This is a genomic window from Dactylosporangium sp. NPDC049742 (assembly GCF_040674675.1).
Taxonomy (GTDB): Bacteria; Actinomycetota; Actinomycetes; order Mycobacteriales; family Micromonosporaceae; genus Dactylosporangium; species Dactylosporangium maewongense.
The window spans coordinates 252,953-270,145 of the sequence record NZ_JBFANF010000007.1; the positions used below are offsets into that span (position 1 = coordinate 252,953).

Sequence of the window (17,193 nt, forward strand, 5' to 3'; positions counted from 1 at the left end):
GGGCACTCACCGAGTGAGGTGGCCGCCCTGGCCGACCTCGTACGCCTCGGCGACCCATCCGGCGAACGCGTCGTCGAGCTGCCCGCGGTCGCCGACGCGGAACTGGTGCACGAACAGGCGCTTCGTGTACGGCGACGCGCGCAGGATCCGGGGATCCTCGACCATCCGCTCCAGGTCCAGGTATCCGGCCAGCCCGTGTGTGGTGGGCCGGGCGCCGGCGAACCCGCGCCTGCTGCCCTTGAACGTGATCGTGGTCTTGGCGACCGCGTAGGTGAACGGGCCGCACGCCTCGACCAGCTCGACGAATCGGTGGTACAGCGCCACGCTGCCGGCCGGCTTGCCACGCAGGTGGTCTTCCACGGTCCAGTCCTCGCGCTCCATGGGCTCGACCCTAGCCGCCGGTCAGAGGCGGACGATCCGGCCGGAGCGGGGTGCGGCGCGGCCGGCGAGCACGTCGAGCCAGGCGGCGCGCAGCGCCTCCGGGCCCTCGCCGGTCTCCACGTCGACCCAGCCGGCGGCGGCCGCGGCGAAGCGGCGCCACGCCTCGGCGAAGCGGCGGTCGAGGCCCTCGCGGCCCCAGTCGGCGGTCCGCTTGCGCATCTGGTCTGGGGCGAAGAACACCTGGCCGGCGGCGTCGGCGTTCGGGATCTGGGCGGTGAGACCGACCGCCACGTCGCGGACGAGCCGGTCGCCGAAGTGGGCGCGGACCGCCGCCCGGGTGGCGGGCGAGCCGGACAGGTCCAGGTAGACGGCGGGCACCGCGTCGAGCGTGGCGACGTCGTCGTAGGGCACGACCTGGTCGTAACAGCCGAGCGACTCGGTGAAGGCGACGTTGCCCGGCGAGGTCAGCCCGATCACGCGCGGGCCGCGGCCCCGCAGCTCGAACGCGGCGGCGTAGGCGGTCTTGCTCGACGCCGAGGACAGCAGGACGGTGGCGGCGCCGTGGCAGTCGTTGTCCAGCAGCTGGTCGGCGAGCATGAACGAGGTGAAGAACAGCGGCCGGAACAGCACCAGCAGGTCCTCCTGGTCCGCGCGGTACACGGGGTCGCCCGTGGTCAGCCGGTATGCGTTGTACGGCGACGGCAGCCCGGCCCGGTGCCCGGCACCGTCGCGGAACCCGGTCCCGTCGATCCGCACCGGCCGCACGACGAGGTGGCTGGCGGGTGGCAGGTAGCCGTACACGCGCTGTCCGGCCTCGACACCCGGTGCCGTCGACGCCGCCACCTCCGCGAAACCCCACAGCGGCACCAGTCCCAGACCCAGGCCGCTGTCGGGGTCGCGGTGCGGGAAGAACTCCCAGTAGCGCATCGACTCGCCGAGCACGGCGTAGGTGACGTTGTTGGCCGTCATGCCGACCCGGTCGACCCGCAGCAGCGCCTCACCGCCGGCCAGGCCCGGCACCGGCCCTTCGGCGAGCACGGTCCGGGCGAGGTCGTCACGGGCGACGGCAAGGGTCCAGGCGGTCATGGCCGCCACGGTACGAACCGCCGCGGCATCGGGCAACGGGGCGCCGGGTGACATGTGCCATCCCGCCGCCCCGGTCGCCCGCGACATCGGACGCGGTGAGGCGAACCCCACTACACGAAGCGCCAGAGGTGGTCGTTGGTGCCGTTGTCGTCCCAGATGAGGACCTGGGCGCCCTGGGCGGTGGAGGCGCCGTTGACGCCGAGGACCCGTCCGCCGTTCGCGGCCTGGATGCGGAAGTAGCCGTTCGCGCCGTACCGCAGCCGCCAACGCCGATCGGAGGACGAGGTGTCGGCGAGTTGGACGGCTCTGGCGCCGTTGGCGGTGCCCGCGTTCTCGACGCCGAGGACGAGGCCGCTGTTGGCGTTGCGGAGACGGATGTAGCCGCCGGTGTCGACGACGGCGGTCCACAGGTGGTCGGCGGTGCCGGTGTCGCCCCACTGCAGGACGAGGGCGCCGCTGGCCGTGGACATGTTGGTGACGCCGAGGACGAGGCCGCTGCCGAGGTTCTGGATGCGGCGGGCGCCGTTGGGCAGGAAGCGCCACAGGTTGTCCGCCGAGCCGTCGTCGGCGGACTGCACCGCCTGCCCGCCGTTGGCCGTCGAGTTGCCGGAGATGCCCAGCACCAGGCCACTGTTGACGTTGCGGAGCTTGTGGCCGCCGTCGCCGTTGTCCACGACGGTCCAGCGGTGGTCGGCGGTGCCGTTGTCGGTCCACTGCAGCGCGACGGCGCCGGCGGTGGTCGACATGTTCTGGATGCCGAGGACTTTGCCGCTGTTGATGTTGCGCAGCCGAACGGCGCTGCCGTCGACGACGACCTCCCAGTTGTGGTCGGCGGTGCCGTTGTCGGTCCACTGCAGCGCCAGGCCGCCGTCGGCGGTGGACATGTTCTGGATGCCGAGGACCAGCCCGCTGGCGGCGTTCACCAGACGGTGGTCCGGCGAGCTGGTGGAGGCGCCGTTGGCGCTCCAGTAGACGGTGTAGTTGAAGCCGTGGGCGTCCTGGAAGGCGCCGAGGCCGACGTTGGTGCCGTTCGCGGTCGCGGTGAACGCGAGCGAGCTCGTGCTGGTCCGCGTGATCGACGAGGTGTTCAGCGCCGGCAGCGCGGACAGCGTGGTGTTGCCGTAGTTGCCGGCGAGCACGACCGGGCCGTAGGTGACGGCGACGACGTTGGCGTTGTCGTTGGCGGGGCGGACCGCCACGGCCATCGGCAGGCGGACGGTGACGGTGTCGCCGGAGGTCCATGACCGGGTCAGCGCCGCGTAGGTGCCGGGGGCCGTGGCGATGTTCTGCACGGTGCCGTTGACGCTGACGGTGGCGCCGGACGTCCACGAGGGGATGCGGATCCGCATCGTCCACGACCCGCCGACGCTGCCGGTGACCTGCAGCGTGGTTGTGTCGCTGACCGGGTAGCTGGTCGTCTGCGTGACCGTGATCCCGCGCTGGCTCCAGGTGAGCACCGACGGCGCGAACAGGTTCACCGTCAGCGTGGTGCCGTTGTAGAAGTAGATGGACTCCATCAGCTTCGTGTTCGTCTCGACGCCGGTGCCCTGGCAGCACCAGAAGCTGTCGTAGTCGGTGCTCCACGTGCCGCCGCCCCACGCCGGGCCGACGCCGCGCCGGCCGCCGGCCCGCAGCGGGGTGAAGTAGGTGACGTGGCCGTGGCTGTCGGCGGGGTTCTGGGCGCCGATGAGGTGGTTGAGCAGCGCCCGCTCGTAGAAGTCGAAGTAGCCGGCGTTGTTCGGGTCCAGCAGCCAGAGCTCCTTCGTCAGTTTCAGCATGTTGTACGTGTTGCACTGCTCGGCCGTGTCGTTGGTGAGGAAGCCCGCGATCGCGTTCGGGCCGCGGAAGTGTTCGGCCTGGCTGTTGCCGCCGATGACGTACGTGTGGGCGTTGACCGCGATGTTCCAGGCGTTGACGGCGATGTCCCGGTAGCGGGTGGTGCCGGTCGCCTTGTACTCGCGGGCGGCGCCGATCCACTTCGGCACCTGGGTGTTGGCGTGCAGCCCGTTGAGCGCGTCGGTGTTCGAGGCCAGGGGGTTGAAGACGGCGTTGTGGTCGAAGCGTTGCGCGGCGGTGAGCCAGCGCGCGTCGCCGGTCTGCTGGTACAGGTCGGCGAGGACCGCGTTCATGCCGCCGAACTCGACGCCCAGCGTGGTCTGCATCTGCGAGGCGGACAACCGGCCCGTGCGCCAGTCGACCCAGCCGGCGAGGGCGAGCAGCACGTCCCGGGCCTGGGTCGAGCCGATCAGGCGCCACACGTCGAGCAGGCCGGCGAGGGTCTTGTGGATGCAGTACCAGGGAACGTTGCCGTTGCTCAGGTTGCCGGCTTCCAGGGCGGTGAAGTCGGACTCCGGGAAGCCGGACAGGTAGCCGGTGTTGAAGCCGGCGGCGGCGTTGTTGGCCTGGCAGGCGGCCATCGCGGCGACCATGGCGTTGGCCTTGTCGCGGCAGGTGGTGTCGCCGAGCACGGCGTAGGCCTGGGCCCAGGCGGTCAGCAGGTGGCCCTGCATGTGGGTGCGGAACGGGAAGTTCGGCGCGTCCCAGCCGCCGGTCGCGGCGGCGCCGGCGGTGGACAGCCGGTGGTTGGCCCGGAAGTTGTAGACGAGCCGGTTGACGTCGACGAAGCGCAGGTAGGCCAGGGTCCGGTTCTGGTTGTCCAGGAAGCGGCCGGTGCTCAGCCGCACCTGCCCGAGGTCGAACGCGTAGGCCGAGACGCCGATGTCGGCGCGTGCCGGGGCGAGGGCGGCGCCCGCGGCGGTCGGGGCGCCGAGCAGGGGCGCGGCCGCCGAGGCGGCGGCGACGGCGCCGGTGGTCTGCAGCAGCCGGCGGCGGCTGACGCTGGGGTGGGGCATGGGGTGTGATCCTTTCGAACCGTGACGGCGGCGGTGGCTCTGTGAGCGTTAACATGCCTGCGCGACGCGCCCGCACTACGGGGGTGACGAGTGAAGTGAGCGCTAACATCGCGGCGGCATGACGAGACTGCCAGAGGAATCGGCAACCTTCAAGGGCTCGGGCCGGTCCCGCGACACGTCGGCACGGCTGTCACGGGACGGCCGCCCGCGGAATGTGAAGATCACAACACGCCGCACCGACATGTGGTGTGTGCAATTCCCGGCGACCCTAGATATGGTGCTCGACGCAGCTGGTTCGAGCCGGTCCCCCAGCGGGGCCGGGTCGAGGCAAGAGGGAACCCGGTGCGAGTCCGGGACTGCCCCGCAGCGGTGAGTGGGAACGACCGCCGTCGAGCACACTGGGCCATCCGGCCTGGGAAGTGACGGCCAGTAGGCGACCATCCGTGGTCACGCCCGCGAGTCCGAAGACCTGCCAGCGCGCCACGCACACCCTGTGCGTGGCGGCTTCGAGGCCGCGCGGGACGGCCGACGCCACCATGAACGGTTCACGGCCGGGCGACCCGCCGTGCGCGCCGTTCGGCGTCCCCGCGACCTCGGATCCACTGGAACGAGCTCGCGAGGAGAGAGCCAGTGACGGTCACGACGGCGGAGCCACGCCGGCATGCGATGCGGGTCCGCAACCGCGACGGCGACCTGGAGCCGGTCGACGTCGGCAAGATCGTCAAGGCGGTCGAACGGTGGGTCGGCGGCCTCGACGAGGTCGACCCGCTGCGGGTGGCGACCAGGACGATCAGCGGCCTGTACGACGGCGCCACCACCGCGGAGCTGGACAAGCTGTCGATCCAGACCGCCGCCGAGCTCATCGGCGAGGAACCGCAGTATTCGAGGCTCGCGGCGCGGCTGCTCGCCGCGTACGTCGGCAAGGAGGTCCGCGGGCAGGGCGTGGCCGGCTTCAGCCAGTCGATCCGCCACGCCCACGGCCTGGGGCTGATCGGCGACGAGACGGCGGCGTTCGTGGCCCGCCACGCCCGCGAGCTCGACGACGCCGTCGACCCGGACGGTGACCTGCGGTTCGAGTACTTCGGGCTGCGGACGGTCGCCGACCGGTACCTGCTGCGCCACCCGACCAGCCGCCTCGTCGTGGAGACGCCGCAGTACTGGCTGCTGCGCGTGGCCTGCGGGCTGTCGCGGACGCCGTCCGAGGCCGTCGGCTTCTACCGGCTCATGTCGTCCCTGGCGTACCTGCCGAGCTCGCCGACGCTGTTCAACTCCGGCACCCGGCACACCCAGATGTCCTCCTGCTTCCTGGTCGACTCGCCCCGCGACGAGCTCGACTCGATCTACGAGCGCTACCACCAGGTCGCGAAGCTGTCGAAGTTCTCCGGCGGCATCGGCATCTCCTGGACGCGGGTCCGCGGCCGGGGCGCGCTCATCCGCGGCACCAACGGCAGGTCCAACGGGATCGTGCCCTTCCTGAAGACCCTCGACGCCGGGGTCGCGGCGGTGAACCAGGGCGGCCGGCGCAAGGGCGCCGCGTGCGTGTACCTGGAGCCGTGGCACCCGGACATCGAGGAGTTCCTGGAGCTGCGGGACAACACCGGCGAGGAGTCCCGGCGCACGCACAACCTGAACCTGGCCAACTGGATCCCGGACGAGTTCATGCGCCGGGTCGAGGCCGACGCCGACTGGTCGCTCATCGACCCGTCCGACGCGCCGGAGCTGCCCGACCTGCACGGCGCGGCGTTCGACGACGCCTACCGCGCCGCCGAGCAGCGGGCGGTCAGGACGGTCAAGGCCCGTGACCTGTACGCCCGGATGATGCGCACCCTCGCCCAGACCGGCAACGGGTGGATGACGTTCAAGGACCGCTCCAACGCGCTGTCGAACCAGACCGGTTCGCCCGGCAACACCATCCACCTGTCGAACCTGTGCACCGAGATCCTCGAGGTCAACAGCGACGACGAGACCGCCGTGTGCAACCTCGGCTCGATCAACCTCGGCGCGCACGTCACCGCCGACGGCGTCGACTGGCAGCGGCTGCGCGACACCGTCCGAACCGCCGTCGTGTTCCTCGACCGGGTCATCGACATCAACTACTACCCGGCGGCGCAGGCCGCCGCGTCGAACCCGCGCTGGCGGCCGGTCGGCCTCGGCCTGATGGGCCTGCAGGACGCGTTCTTCACGCTCCGGCTGCCGTTCGACTCGGAGGCGGCGCGGGACCTGTCCACCCGGGTCCAGGAGGAGATCCTCCTGACCGCCGCCGAGACGTCCGCCGAGCTGGCGGAGCGGTCCGGCCCGCACCCGGCGTTCGCCGAGACCCGCGCGGCGCGCGGCGAGCTGCACCCGGACCTGTGGGGCGCCACCCCCGCACAGCCCGGGCGGTGGGCGGCGCTGCGGGCCCGGATCGCGGCGCACGGACTGCGCAACTCGCTGCTCGTCGCGATCGCGCCGACGGCGACGATCGCCTCGATCGCCGGCTGCTACGAGTGCATCGAGCCGCAGGTGTCCAACCTGTTCAAACGCGAAACCATGTCCGGCGAGTTCCTGCAGGTCAACACCTACCTGGTCCGGGAGCTCAAGGCCCGCGGGTTGTGGACGGCCGCGGTCCGCGAGCAGATCAAGCGGGCCGAAGGGTCCGTGCAGGCGGTCGACGGCCTGCCCGAGGACGTGCGCTCGCTGTTCCGCACCGCGTGGGAGCTGCCCCAGCGGGCCCTCATCGACCTCGCCGCGGCCCGCGCGCCGTACATCGACCAGTCCCAGTCGCTGAACCTGTTCCTGGCCGCACCGACGATCGGCAAGCTGTCCTCGATGTACCTGCACGCCTGGAAGAGCGGGCTGAAGACCACCTACTACCTGCGGTCCCGGCCGGCGACCCGGATCCAGCAGGCCACTGTCTCCCTCGTCGCGCCGCCCGCCGAGGCCGTCGCCTGCTCCCTGGAAAACCCCGAGTCGTGCGAGGCCTGCCAGTGACCACCATCCCCGAACCCCGTCTCGGCGCCGACATCCGGCCGATGCTGCTCGACCCCGGCATGGACCTCACACTGCGGCCGATGCGGTACCCGCAGTTCTTCGACCGGTTCAAGGACGCCATCAAGAACACCTGGACCGTCGAGGAGGTCGACCTGCACAGCGACCTCGCCGACCTGTCCAAGCTCTCCCCCGCCGAGCGGCACCTCGTGTCCCGGCTGGTCGCGTTCTTCGCCACCGGCGACACGATCGTCGCCAACAACCTGGTCCTCAACCTGTACCAGCACATCAACAGCCCGGAAGGGCGCCTCTACCTGTCCCGGCAGCTGTTCGAGGAGGCCGTCCACGTCCAGTTCTACCTGAACCTCCTGGACACCTACGTCACCGACGACGCCGAACGGACCGCGGCGTTCGCCGCCGTGGAGAACATCCCGTCGATCGCGCGGAAGGCCGAGTTCTGCTTCCGCTGGATCGACTCCCTCGGCGACCTGCACGAGCTGAAGACCCGCGACGACCGGCGGGCGTTCCTGCTCAACCTCATCTGCTTCGCCGCCTGCATCGAAGGGTTGTTCTTCTACGGCGCCTTCGCCTACGTGTACCACCTGCGCTCCCGCGGGCTGCTGCACGGCCTCGCCTCGGGCACCAACTGGGTCTTCCGCGACGAGTCGATGCACATGGCCTTCGCGTTCGACGTCGTCGACACCGTCCGGTCCGAGGAACCGGACCTGTTCGACGACGAGATGGCCGGGCAGATCCGGGCCATGGTCGCCGAGGCCGTCGAGTGCGAGGTCCAGTTCGCCGCCGACCTGCTCGAGCAGGGCATCTCCGGCCTGTCCCTGACCGACATGCGCGAGTACCTGCAGCACGTCGCCGACCGCAGGCTGGCGCTGCTGGGCGTCGAGCCGCTCTACGGCAGCCGCAACCCGTTCGCGTTCATGGAGCTCCAGGACGTCCAGGAGCTGTCGAACTTCTTCGAACGGCGGGTCTCGGCGTACCAGGTCGGCGTCACCGGCAGCGTCTCCTTCGACGACGACTTCTGAGCACCCGCGCCGGCGTCGTGGCCGTCCACCGGGCCCGTGCCCGGTGGCGGCACCGGCCCGCCGTCCGGGGGCCTGGCCGAGCTGGGTGGGCAGAAGTTTCGGTCGGCTGTGGGCGGGCATGGCGCCCAGGACCCGGTCGGCCTCGCGCCGGTGGGCGCCGGTGACCCGCTCGGCGAGGTGACGCCCGGCCGGGTGGGTGACACTGCACCGCGCCGGTCGCTGGGTCATGCCACGCGACGGTCCGGCTCTGCGGTGGGGCGGATCGGCCCATCACCGGAAAGGACCAAACGGCACATGGAAACCATCACCTCCGAGGTACTGATCTCCCGGCTGGCCGACTGGGGCGTCGACACGGTGTTCGGCATCCCTGGCGACGGCATCAACGGGATCATGGAAGGGCTGCGGCGCAACGCCGACCGGGTGCGCTTCGTCCTGACGCACCACGAGGAGGCGGCCGCGTTCATGGCCACCGCCCACGCGAAGGCCACCGGACGCATCGGGGTGTGCCTGGCCACGTCCGGGCCCGGCGGCATCCATCTGGCCAACGGGCTGTACGACGCGAAGCTCGACCACGCGCCGGTGCTGGCGATCACCGGGATGCAGGAGACCTCGGTGCTCGGCACCGGATACCAGCAGGAGGTCGACCTGACCCGGCTGTACGAGGACGTCAGCGTCTACAACCAGCTGGTCGTCAACCCGCAGCAGCTGCCCGCGCTGGTGGACGTGGCGATCCGGCACGCGTACGCCCGGCGCGGGGTCGCGCACCTGTGCGTCCCCAACGACATCCAGGTGGCGCCGGCCGACGCCGACCCGTACCAGCACGTGGCACCCGCCAAGCCGCCGGCCACGGCGCCGGTGTACCTGACCGGCTCGGTGCGGCCGCGCGACGAGGACGTCGCCCGCGCCGCCGAGGTGATCAACGGCTCGGCGAAGGCGGCGATCCTGGTCGGTGTCGGCGCGCGCGGCGCGGGCGCGCTGGTGGAGCGGCTGGCCGACACGATCGCCGCCCCGGTGATCAAGACCCTGTCCGGCAAGATGGTGATCCCCGACGACTCGCCCTACACCACCGGCGGCATCGGGCTGCTGGGCACCGCCCCCAGCGAGGAGCTGATCGACGACATCGACACCCTCGTCATGCTGGGCACCAACTTCCCGTACACCAAGCACCTGCCGGAGGCGGGCAAGGTCAAGGTCGTCCAGGTCGAGATCGAGGAGACCCGGGCCGGCATGCGCCTGCCGACCGACGTGCCGCTCATCGGCGACGTCGAAGCGACCCTGCACGCCCTCATCCCCCGGCTGACCCGCCGCACCGACCGGTCGCACCTGCAGCGGTACCAGGCGCAGATGCGCGACTGGAACGAGAAGATGCACGCCCTGGAGAGCGGCGAACGGGACCCGATCGCCCCGCAGTACCTCGCGTCCTGCCTGGACGAGCTGGCGAACGAGGACGCGGTACTGTGCTGCGACTCCGGCACGATCGCCACCTGGGCGGCGCGGCACTGGCGCATCCGCGGCGGGCGGGAGTTCTACCTGTCGGGCAACCTCGCCACGATGGCACCCGGCCTGCCCTACTCGATCGCCATCCAGCACGCCTTCCCCGGCCGGCAGGTGATCGCCTACCAGGGCGACGGCGGCTTCGCGATGCTCATGGCCGAGTTCAACACCGCCTGCCGCTACGACCTGCCGATCAAGGTGGTGATCAACAACAACAACGCGCTGGGCCAGATCCTGTGGGAGCAGATGGTGCTCGGCTACCCCGAGCACGGGGTCCGCTTCGGCGACCCGAAGCCGGACTTCTCCGCCTGGGCGCACGCCTGCGGCGGCTTCGGCGCCCGCGTCGAGAAGGCCGGCGACCTGCGCGCCGCGCTGGTCGAGGCGTTCACCCACCGCGGCCCGGCCCTGGTCGACGTGACCGTCGACCCGAACGAGCCGCCGATGCCCGGCAAGGTCAGCTACGAGCAGGCGAAGAAGTTCGCCCAGGCCTTCCTGCACGGCCAGCCGCACAAGGCGTCGATCGCCACCACCCTGTTCAAGGACAAGATCCAGCAGCTGAAGGCGGACCGGTGACCACACTGCTGCCGGCGCCCCGGGTCCGCACCGCCCGGCCCGCCGGCGGCGCCGACGTCGACGCCCAGGGCCTGGCCGCCGCGCTGCGGCAGCGCATCCACGGCGGCGTGCGCTTCGACGACGGCACCCGCGCCCTCTACGCCACCGACGCCTCCAACTACCGGCAGGTCCCGATCGGTGTGGTGGTGCCGCGCACCCTCGACGACGTGGTCGCCACCGTGGCCACCTGCCGCGAGTTCGGCGCGCCGCTGCTGTCCCGCGGCGGCGGCACCAGCCTGGCCGGCGAGTGCTGCAACGTCGCCGTGGTCATGGACTTCTCCAAGCACCTCGACGCGATCGAGTCCATCGACGGGCAGCACCGGCGGGCCGTGGTGCAGCCGGGCCTCGTCCTCGACCAGCTCAACGCCGCCACCCGGCAGCACGGCGGGCTGGTCTTCGGGCCGAAGCCCGCCACGCACGACCACTGCACGATCGGCGGGATGATCGGCAACAACTCGTGCGGCTCCACCGCCCAGTGGAGCGGCACTACCGCCGCCAACGTCGAGCGGCTGGAGATCCTCACCTACGACGGCGAGCGGATGTGGGTCGGCGAGACCTCCGACGAGGAGTACCGGCGGATCCTCGCCGCCGGCGGCCGCCGCGCCGAGATCTACCGTGCGGTGCGTGACCTGCGCGACCGGTACGCCGGGCAGATCCGCGCGTTCCCGGCGCTGCCGCGGCGCATCTCCGGCTACAACCTGCCGGCGCTGCTGCCCGAGCACGGCATGAACCTCGCCCAGGCGCTGGTCGGCACCGAGTCGACCTGCGTGACGGTGCTGCGCGCGCAGCTGCGGCTGCTGCCCGAGCCGCCGAAGCACGTCCTGGTGCTGATGGCCTTCCCCGACATCGCCGCCGCCGCCGACGCGGTGCCCACCATCAACCGGTACGCCCCGACGGCCCTGGAAGGGCTCGACGACAAGCTGATCCGCTACGAGGGCGAGGAGCACATGCGCCCCGAGGCGCTGAAGCTCCTGCCCGAGCCGACCAACCACACCGGCCGCGGGGCCGCCTGGCTGATGGTCGACATCGGCGCCGACACCGTCGGGGAGGCGAAGGACCGCGTCCACCGGATGCTCGACGAACTGGGCCACGACGAGGGCAAGGTCTTCGACGACCCGGAGCACCAGGCGCAGCTGTGGGCCGTCCGCGAAGGCGGCCTCGGCGCCACCGCCCGCACCCCCGGCGGGCCCGACACCTGGCCCGGCTGGGAGGACTCCGCCGTGCCGCCGGAGCGCCTCGGCGACTACCTGCGCGACTTCCAGCGGCTGCTGCACCGCCACGGCTACGACGCGGCCAGCCTCTACGGCCACTTCGGCGACGGCTGCCTGCACACGTCGATCCCGTTCGACCTGGTCACCGCGGGCGGTGTGGCCGACTTCCGCACCTTCGTGGAGCAGGCCGCCGACCTCGTCTCACACCACGGCGGGTCCTACTCCGGCGAGCACGGCGACGGGCAGGCCCGCGGCGAGCTGCTGACCAAGATGTACGGACCGGACGTCGTCCAGGCCTTCGAGGAGTTCAAGGCGATCTTCGACCCGGACAACCGGATGAACCCCGGCAAGGTCGTGCACGCCAACCCCCTCGACGGCCAGCTGCGCCTCGGCGCCGGTTACGCCCCCGCCGAGCCGGCGACCTACTTCCGGTACACGGAGGACAGCGGCAGCTTCGCCCGCGCCGCGCTGCGCTGCGCCGGGGTCGGCGCGTGCCGCCGGCCGGAGCCGGACCAGGGCGTGATGTGCCCCAGCTACCAGGTCACCGGCGACGAGGAGCACTCCACCCGGGGCCGGGCGCGGCTGCTGTTCGAGATGGTGCGCGGCGAGACGATCACCGGCGGCTGGCGGGAGCGGTCCGTGGCCGACGCCCTCGACCTGTGCCTGGCCTGCAAGGGCTGCAAGCGCGACTGCCCCATGCACGTCGACATGGCCACCTACAAGGCCGAGTTCCTCGCCCATCACCACGCCGGGCGGATCCGCCCCCGGTCCCACTACTCGCTGGGCTGGCTGCCGGTGGCGGCCCGGCTGGCGGCCCTGGCCCCCGACCTGGTCAACGCCGTCACGCACGCGCCCGGGGTCGGTGCCGCGGTCAAACGGCTCGGCGGCATCGACCCGCGCCGCGACCTGCCCCGCTTCGCCGGGGCCGGCTTCCAGCGGTGGATGCGCAACCGGACGCCGGGCGGCACCGGCGAGCGCGGCACCGTGCTGCTGTGGCCGGACACCTTCACCACGTACCTGTCGCCGGGCATCGCCGCGTCGGCGGTCGGCGCGCTGGAGGCGGCCGGCTTCCGGGTCGCGCTGCCCCGCGGGCCGGTCTGCTGCGGGCTCACCTGGATCTCCACCGGGCAGCTCGGGGTCGCCCGCCGGGTGCTGCGGCGCACCATCGACGCGCTGGCGCCGTGGCTGCGGGCGGGTGTCCCGGTCGTCGGGCTGGAACCCTCCTGCACGGCGGTGTTCCGCGGCGACGCGCTGGAGCTGCTCGGCCACGACCAGGACGCGCTGCGGTTGCGCAAGCAGACGCGGACGCTCGCCGAGCTGCTCGTCACCGACCACGACATCGCGCTGCCCGAGCTGCGCGGCGACCACGGCGGCCGGCCGCACGCGATCAGCCAGACGCACTGCCACCACCACGCCGTGCTCGGCCACGACGCCGACGCGGAACTGCAGCGCCGGGTCGGCCTGGACGTCGAGCAGCTGGCGTCCGGCTGCTGCGGGCTGGCCGGGGATTTCGGCATGACCCCGGACCATCGGGACGTCTCCCTCGCCGTCGGCGAGCAGGTCCTCCTGCCGGCGGTCCGGGCGGCCGCGCCCGGCACGATCATCCTCGCGGACGGCTTCTCCTGCCGCACCCAGATCGAGGAGGCGGGCACGGGCCGGCACGCGCTGCACCTCGCCGAGGTCGTCAACGCCGCGCTGCGCGGCGTGCCGGCGGGCGAGCGGCCCGAACGCGCGCTGTCGGTGCGGCCGGAGGCGAGAGCGGTGCGGTCGTGACCGCCGAGGCGCCCGTCGAGCGGGTCGCCGCGGCGGTGTACCGGATCCCCACCGACGCCCCGGAGGCCGACGGCACCATCGCCTGGGACAGCACCACGATGGTCACCGTCACCGTGACCGCGGGCGGGCAGACCGGGCTCGGCGCCAGCTACACCGCGCCGGCCGCCCGGCAGCTCGTCGAGCAGACCCTCGCCCCGGTGGTCACCGGGCGCTGCGCCCTCGACGTGGCCGCCGCCTACGAGGCGATGCACCGGGCCGTGCGCAACATCGGCCGGCCCGGGGTCGCCGCCACCGCCATCTCCGCCGTCGACATCGCCCTGTGGGACCTCAAGGCCCGGCTGCTGGACCTGCCCCTGGCCCGCCTGCTCGGCGTCGTGCGGACCGCGGTGCCGATCTACGGCAGCGGCGGGTTCACCACGTACGACGACCGGCGGCTCACGGACCAGTTCGGCGGCTGGGTCCACGATCAGGGCATCCCGCGGGTCAAGATGAAGATCGGCGAGTCGTGGGGCGGCCACGTCGAGCGGGACCTCGCCCGGATCCGGCTCGCCCGCCAGGTCATCGGCCCGCAGGCGGAGCTCTACGTCGACGCCAACGGCGGCTACCAGCGCAAGCAGGCGATCCGCGTCGCCCGGGCCGCCGCCGAGCACGACATCGCCTGGTTCGAGGAGCCGGTCTCCTCCGACGACCTCGACGGGCTGCGGCAGGTCCGCGACGCGGTGGTCCCCGACGTGGCGGCCGGCGAGTACGGCTACGACCTGCCCTACTTCGCCCGCATGATCGGCGCCGGGGCGGTCGACTGCGTCCAGGCCGACCTCACCCGCTGCGGCGGGATCACCGAGTGGCGCAACGTCGCCGCCGTCGCCGCCGCCCACGGCCTGCAGGTCTCCGGGCACTGCGCGCCGCACCTGCACCGCGACGTCGCCGCCGCCACCCCCAACCTGCGCCACCTGGAATGGTTCCACGACCACGTGCGCATCGAGTCGATGCTCTTCGACGGTGCCGCCGCGCCGGACCCCGGCGGCACCCTGGCGCCGAACCTGTCCGCCCCCGGGCACGGCCTGACCCTCGACCAGGACCGCGCGCAGCAGTACCGGATCGGCTGACACTACGATTGCAGTTGTTGTCACTACCATCGTAGTATCGGTGCATGGCGAACCGGCGGGACGACCTGCTCGACGCCGCGATCACCGTGCTGGGTGAGCGCGGCATCCACGCACTGACCCACCGCACCGTCGACGCCACCGCGGGGCTGCCGCCCGGCTCGACCTCCAACCACTTCCGCACCCGCGGCGCGCTGCTGGACGCGGTCGTGGAGCGCTTCGTCGACCGCGAGCGCGCCAACTGGGAGGACCTCGCGACCCGGCTGGCGCCGACCACGCCGCACGAGCTCGCCCGGGCCCTCAGCGCGTTCGCGCAGCTGGCGACCGGCCCGCAGCGCACCCTCACCCTCGCCCGCTACGCGATCCTCGTCGAGGCCGCCAACCAGCCGGAGCTGCGCGCCACCCTCGCCGCCGGCGGCGCCCGCGTCAACGCCTGGTTCATGAACTGGCTGCGGACCGCCGGCTCCACCGACCCGCCGCACGACGCGCCGCTGATCATGAACCACTGGACGGGGCTCATCCTGCACCAGCTCGCCATGCCGGACCCGGCGTTCGACCCGGTCGAGCAGATCACCGCGCTCGTCACCACCGTCATCCGTCCCCGCACAGCGGAGGTACCGGCACCATGAACCGCGACCAGATCTGGCCCGTCATCCACGCCCAGCGCGGCGCCGTCGCGGCGCTGCTGGAGACCCTGTCCGACGAGGAGTGGCGCCGGCCGTCGCTGTGCGAGGGCTGGACCGTGCGTGACGTCGCCGCGCACCTGACCCTGCAGGACGTCGGGTTCGGCGGCGCGCTCGGCATGCTGCTGCGCTGGCGCGGCAGCCTGGACCGGACGATCCAGCACGCCGCGCACCGGCGCGCCGCCGCGCTCAGCACCGGGCAGATCGTCGCCGGGGTCCGCGGTACACCGGACGCCCGCAGACACAACTTCGGCGTCACCCACGTGGAGACGCTCACCGACATCCTCGTGCACGGCCAGGACATCGCCGTCCCGCTCGGCCGCGACCTGCACACCCCGGCGGAGGCCGCGGCCGTCGCGACCACCCGCACGCTGACCATGAAGCTGCCACCGCCACCGCCGTCGGCGAAGCGGCTCACCGGCTTCCGGCTCGTCGCCACCGACACCGCCTGGACGCACGGCGAAGGCCCCGAGGTCCGCGCCCCGATGGCCGCGCTGCTCCTGCTCGCCTGCGGCCGCCTCACCGCCCTGCCGCAGCTCAGCGGCGCCGGCGCGGCGCAGCTCACAGGCCGCCTCAGCGCCGGCGCACGGCACAATGGGTAGGTGCGAGCGAAGATCACCCGGCCCGAGCTGCGGGGCCGGCGCGACGAGCGGGAGGCGCTCGACCGGCTGATCCGTGACGTGCGCGCCGGCCACAGCCGGGTCCTCGTCCTGCGCGGCGAGGCCGGCGCCGGGAAGACCGCGCTGCTCGACCAGGTCGCCGGCGACGCCACCGCGGTGACGGTCGCCAGGGCCGCCGGGGTCGAACCGGAGACCGAGATCGCCTACTCGGCGCTCCAGCAGCTCCTCGCCCCGCTGCTCGGCCACCTCGACGCGCTGCCCGAGCCACAGCGGCGCGCGCTCGGCACCGCGTTCGGGCTCACCGCCGGCGACCCGCCGGAGGCGCTGCTCGTCGGGCTCGCCGTCCTCGGCCTGCTCGCCGAGGCCGCCGCGGAGCGGCCCCTGGTGTGCGTGGTCGACGACGCGCAGTGGCTCGACCGGATGTCCGAGGTCATCCTCACGTTCGTGGCCCGGCGGCTCGACGCCGAGTCGGTGGCGCTCGTCTTCGCCGCCCGCACGCCCGGCGGCGACCGGATCCTGGCGGACCTGCCCGAGCTGCGCGTCGACGGGCTGCCGGAGGCCGACGCGCGGGCGTTGCTGGATTCGGTACTGCCGGGCCCCGTCGACGACCGCGTGCGGGACCGCATCGTCGCCGAGACCCGCGGCAACCCCCTGGCCCTGCTGGAGCTGCCCCGGGAGCGGACCGCGGCCGAGCTCGCCTTCGGCTTCGGCGGACCGGGCGGCGCGCCCGTCGCCGGGCAGGTCGAGGAGGACTTCCAGCGGCGCGTCGCCGCCCTGCCCGCCGACACCCGCACCCTGCTGGCCGCCGCGGCCGTCGAGCCGGTCGGCGACCCGGCCCTGCTGTGGCGCGCCGCCGGACGGCTCGGCGTCGGCATGGACGCGGCCGCCGCCGCGGAGCAGGCCGGCCTGGTCGAGTTCGGTGCGCTGGTACGGTTCCGCCACCCGCTCGTGCGCTCCGCCGCCTGGCGCGCCGCGGGCCCGGCGACGCTCCGCGACGTGCACGCCGCCCTCGCCGCCGGCACCGACCCCGGCCTCGACCCCGACCGGCACGCCTGGCACCGCGCGCACGCCGCGACCGGCCCCGACGAGGACGTCGCCCTGGAGCTGGAGCGGTCCGCCGACCGGGCCCTCGCCCGCGGCGGGCGGGCCGCGGCGGCCGCGTTCCTGGAGCGCGCCGCCGAGCTGACCACCGACCCGAAGCACCGCTCGGCGCTGCTGCTCGCCGCCGCGCGGGCCCGGCTCGCCGCCGGCGCCGCCGACCGCGTCCCGCCCAGTCGTTGGCCGGTGCGGCCCACCCGGCCAGGCTGCGAACCAAAGACCACGGCCTTTGCAGATTGCTGCAGCGCATAGACGCGGGCGGCGACGACGGAT

The 17,193-nt window shown here is 72.9% G+C and carries 11 protein-coding genes and 1 riboswitch; of the genes, 8 read left to right on the top strand and 3 right to left on the bottom strand.

Annotated features, from left to right (window positions below):
- Positions 1-6 precede the first annotated feature (6 nt).
- The 3 genes from AB0J72_RS12755 to AB0J72_RS12765 all read right to left on the bottom strand — a co-directional run bounded on the left by AB0J72_RS12755 (position 7) and on the right by AB0J72_RS12765 (position 4,319).
- Positions 7-381, bottom strand: a complete 375-nt coding sequence (locus tag AB0J72_RS12755) for a DUF5655 domain-containing protein (protein ID WP_363398051.1) — start codon at positions 379-381, stop codon at positions 7-9.
- Between the two features lie 21 nt (positions 382-402).
- Entirely contained in the window at positions 403-1,467 is a 1,065-nt protein-coding gene (locus AB0J72_RS12760; protein WP_363398053.1) for a DUF2855 family protein, read from the bottom strand.
- Between the two features lie 110 nt (positions 1,468-1,577).
- Positions 1,578-4,319: a beta-L-arabinofuranosidase domain-containing protein gene (locus AB0J72_RS12765; protein ID WP_363398054.1), complete on the bottom strand. Its 2,742-nt coding sequence runs from the start codon at positions 4,317-4,319 to the stop codon at positions 1,578-1,580.
- A 274-nt stretch (positions 4,320-4,593) separates the two neighbouring features.
- Positions 4,594-4,811, top strand: a riboswitch (cobalamin riboswitch).
- 174 nt (positions 4,812-4,985) lie between these two features.
- On the opposite strand from AB0J72_RS12765, the gene AB0J72_RS12770 reads away from it, so the two are divergent.
- The 8 genes from AB0J72_RS12770 (at position 4,986) to AB0J72_RS12805 (ending at position 17,172) form a co-directional block, all read left to right on the top strand.
- Positions 4,986-7,289 carry a ribonucleoside-diphosphate reductase subunit alpha gene (locus AB0J72_RS12770; RefSeq protein ID WP_363398086.1) on the top strand — a complete coding sequence of 768 codons (2,304 nt, stop codon included), beginning with the start codon at positions 4,986-4,988 and terminating at the stop codon, positions 7,287-7,289.
- Between the two features lie 41 nt (positions 7,290-7,330).
- Entirely contained in the window at positions 7,331-8,326 is a 996-nt protein-coding gene (locus AB0J72_RS12775) for a ribonucleotide-diphosphate reductase subunit beta (RefSeq protein WP_363398088.1), read from the top strand.
- Positions 8,327-8,620: 294 nt separating this feature from the next.
- Positions 8,621-10,393, top strand: a complete 1,773-nt coding sequence (locus AB0J72_RS12780; RefSeq protein WP_363398056.1) for a thiamine pyrophosphate-dependent enzyme — start codon at positions 8,621-8,623, stop codon at positions 10,391-10,393.
- 5 nt (positions 10,394-10,398) lie between these two features.
- Entirely contained in the window at positions 10,399-13,416 is a 3,018-nt protein-coding gene (locus AB0J72_RS12785) for an FAD-binding and (Fe-S)-binding domain-containing protein (RefSeq protein ID WP_363398090.1), read from the top strand.
- Complete coding sequence (locus AB0J72_RS12790; RefSeq protein ID WP_363398058.1) at positions 13,413-14,522, top strand: enolase C-terminal domain-like protein; 1,110 nt, start codon at positions 13,413-13,415, stop codon at positions 14,520-14,522. Before AB0J72_RS12785 ends, AB0J72_RS12790 begins: the two co-directional genes overlap by 4 nt.
- A gap of 44 nt (positions 14,523-14,566) precedes the next feature.
- Complete coding sequence (locus AB0J72_RS12795) at positions 14,567-15,148, top strand: TetR family transcriptional regulator (RefSeq protein WP_363398060.1); 582 nt, start codon at positions 14,567-14,569, stop codon at positions 15,146-15,148.
- A complete protein-coding gene (locus AB0J72_RS12800) occupies positions 15,145-15,804 on the top strand; it encodes a maleylpyruvate isomerase family mycothiol-dependent enzyme (RefSeq protein WP_363398062.1) in 660 nt (219 codons plus the stop codon). The genes AB0J72_RS12795 and AB0J72_RS12800 overlap by 4 nt, the downstream gene beginning before the upstream one ends.
- Complete coding sequence (locus tag AB0J72_RS12805) at positions 15,805-17,172, top strand: AAA family ATPase (protein ID WP_363398064.1); 1,368 nt, start codon at positions 15,805-15,807, stop codon at positions 17,170-17,172.
- Positions 17,173-17,193: the final 21 nt, after the last annotated feature.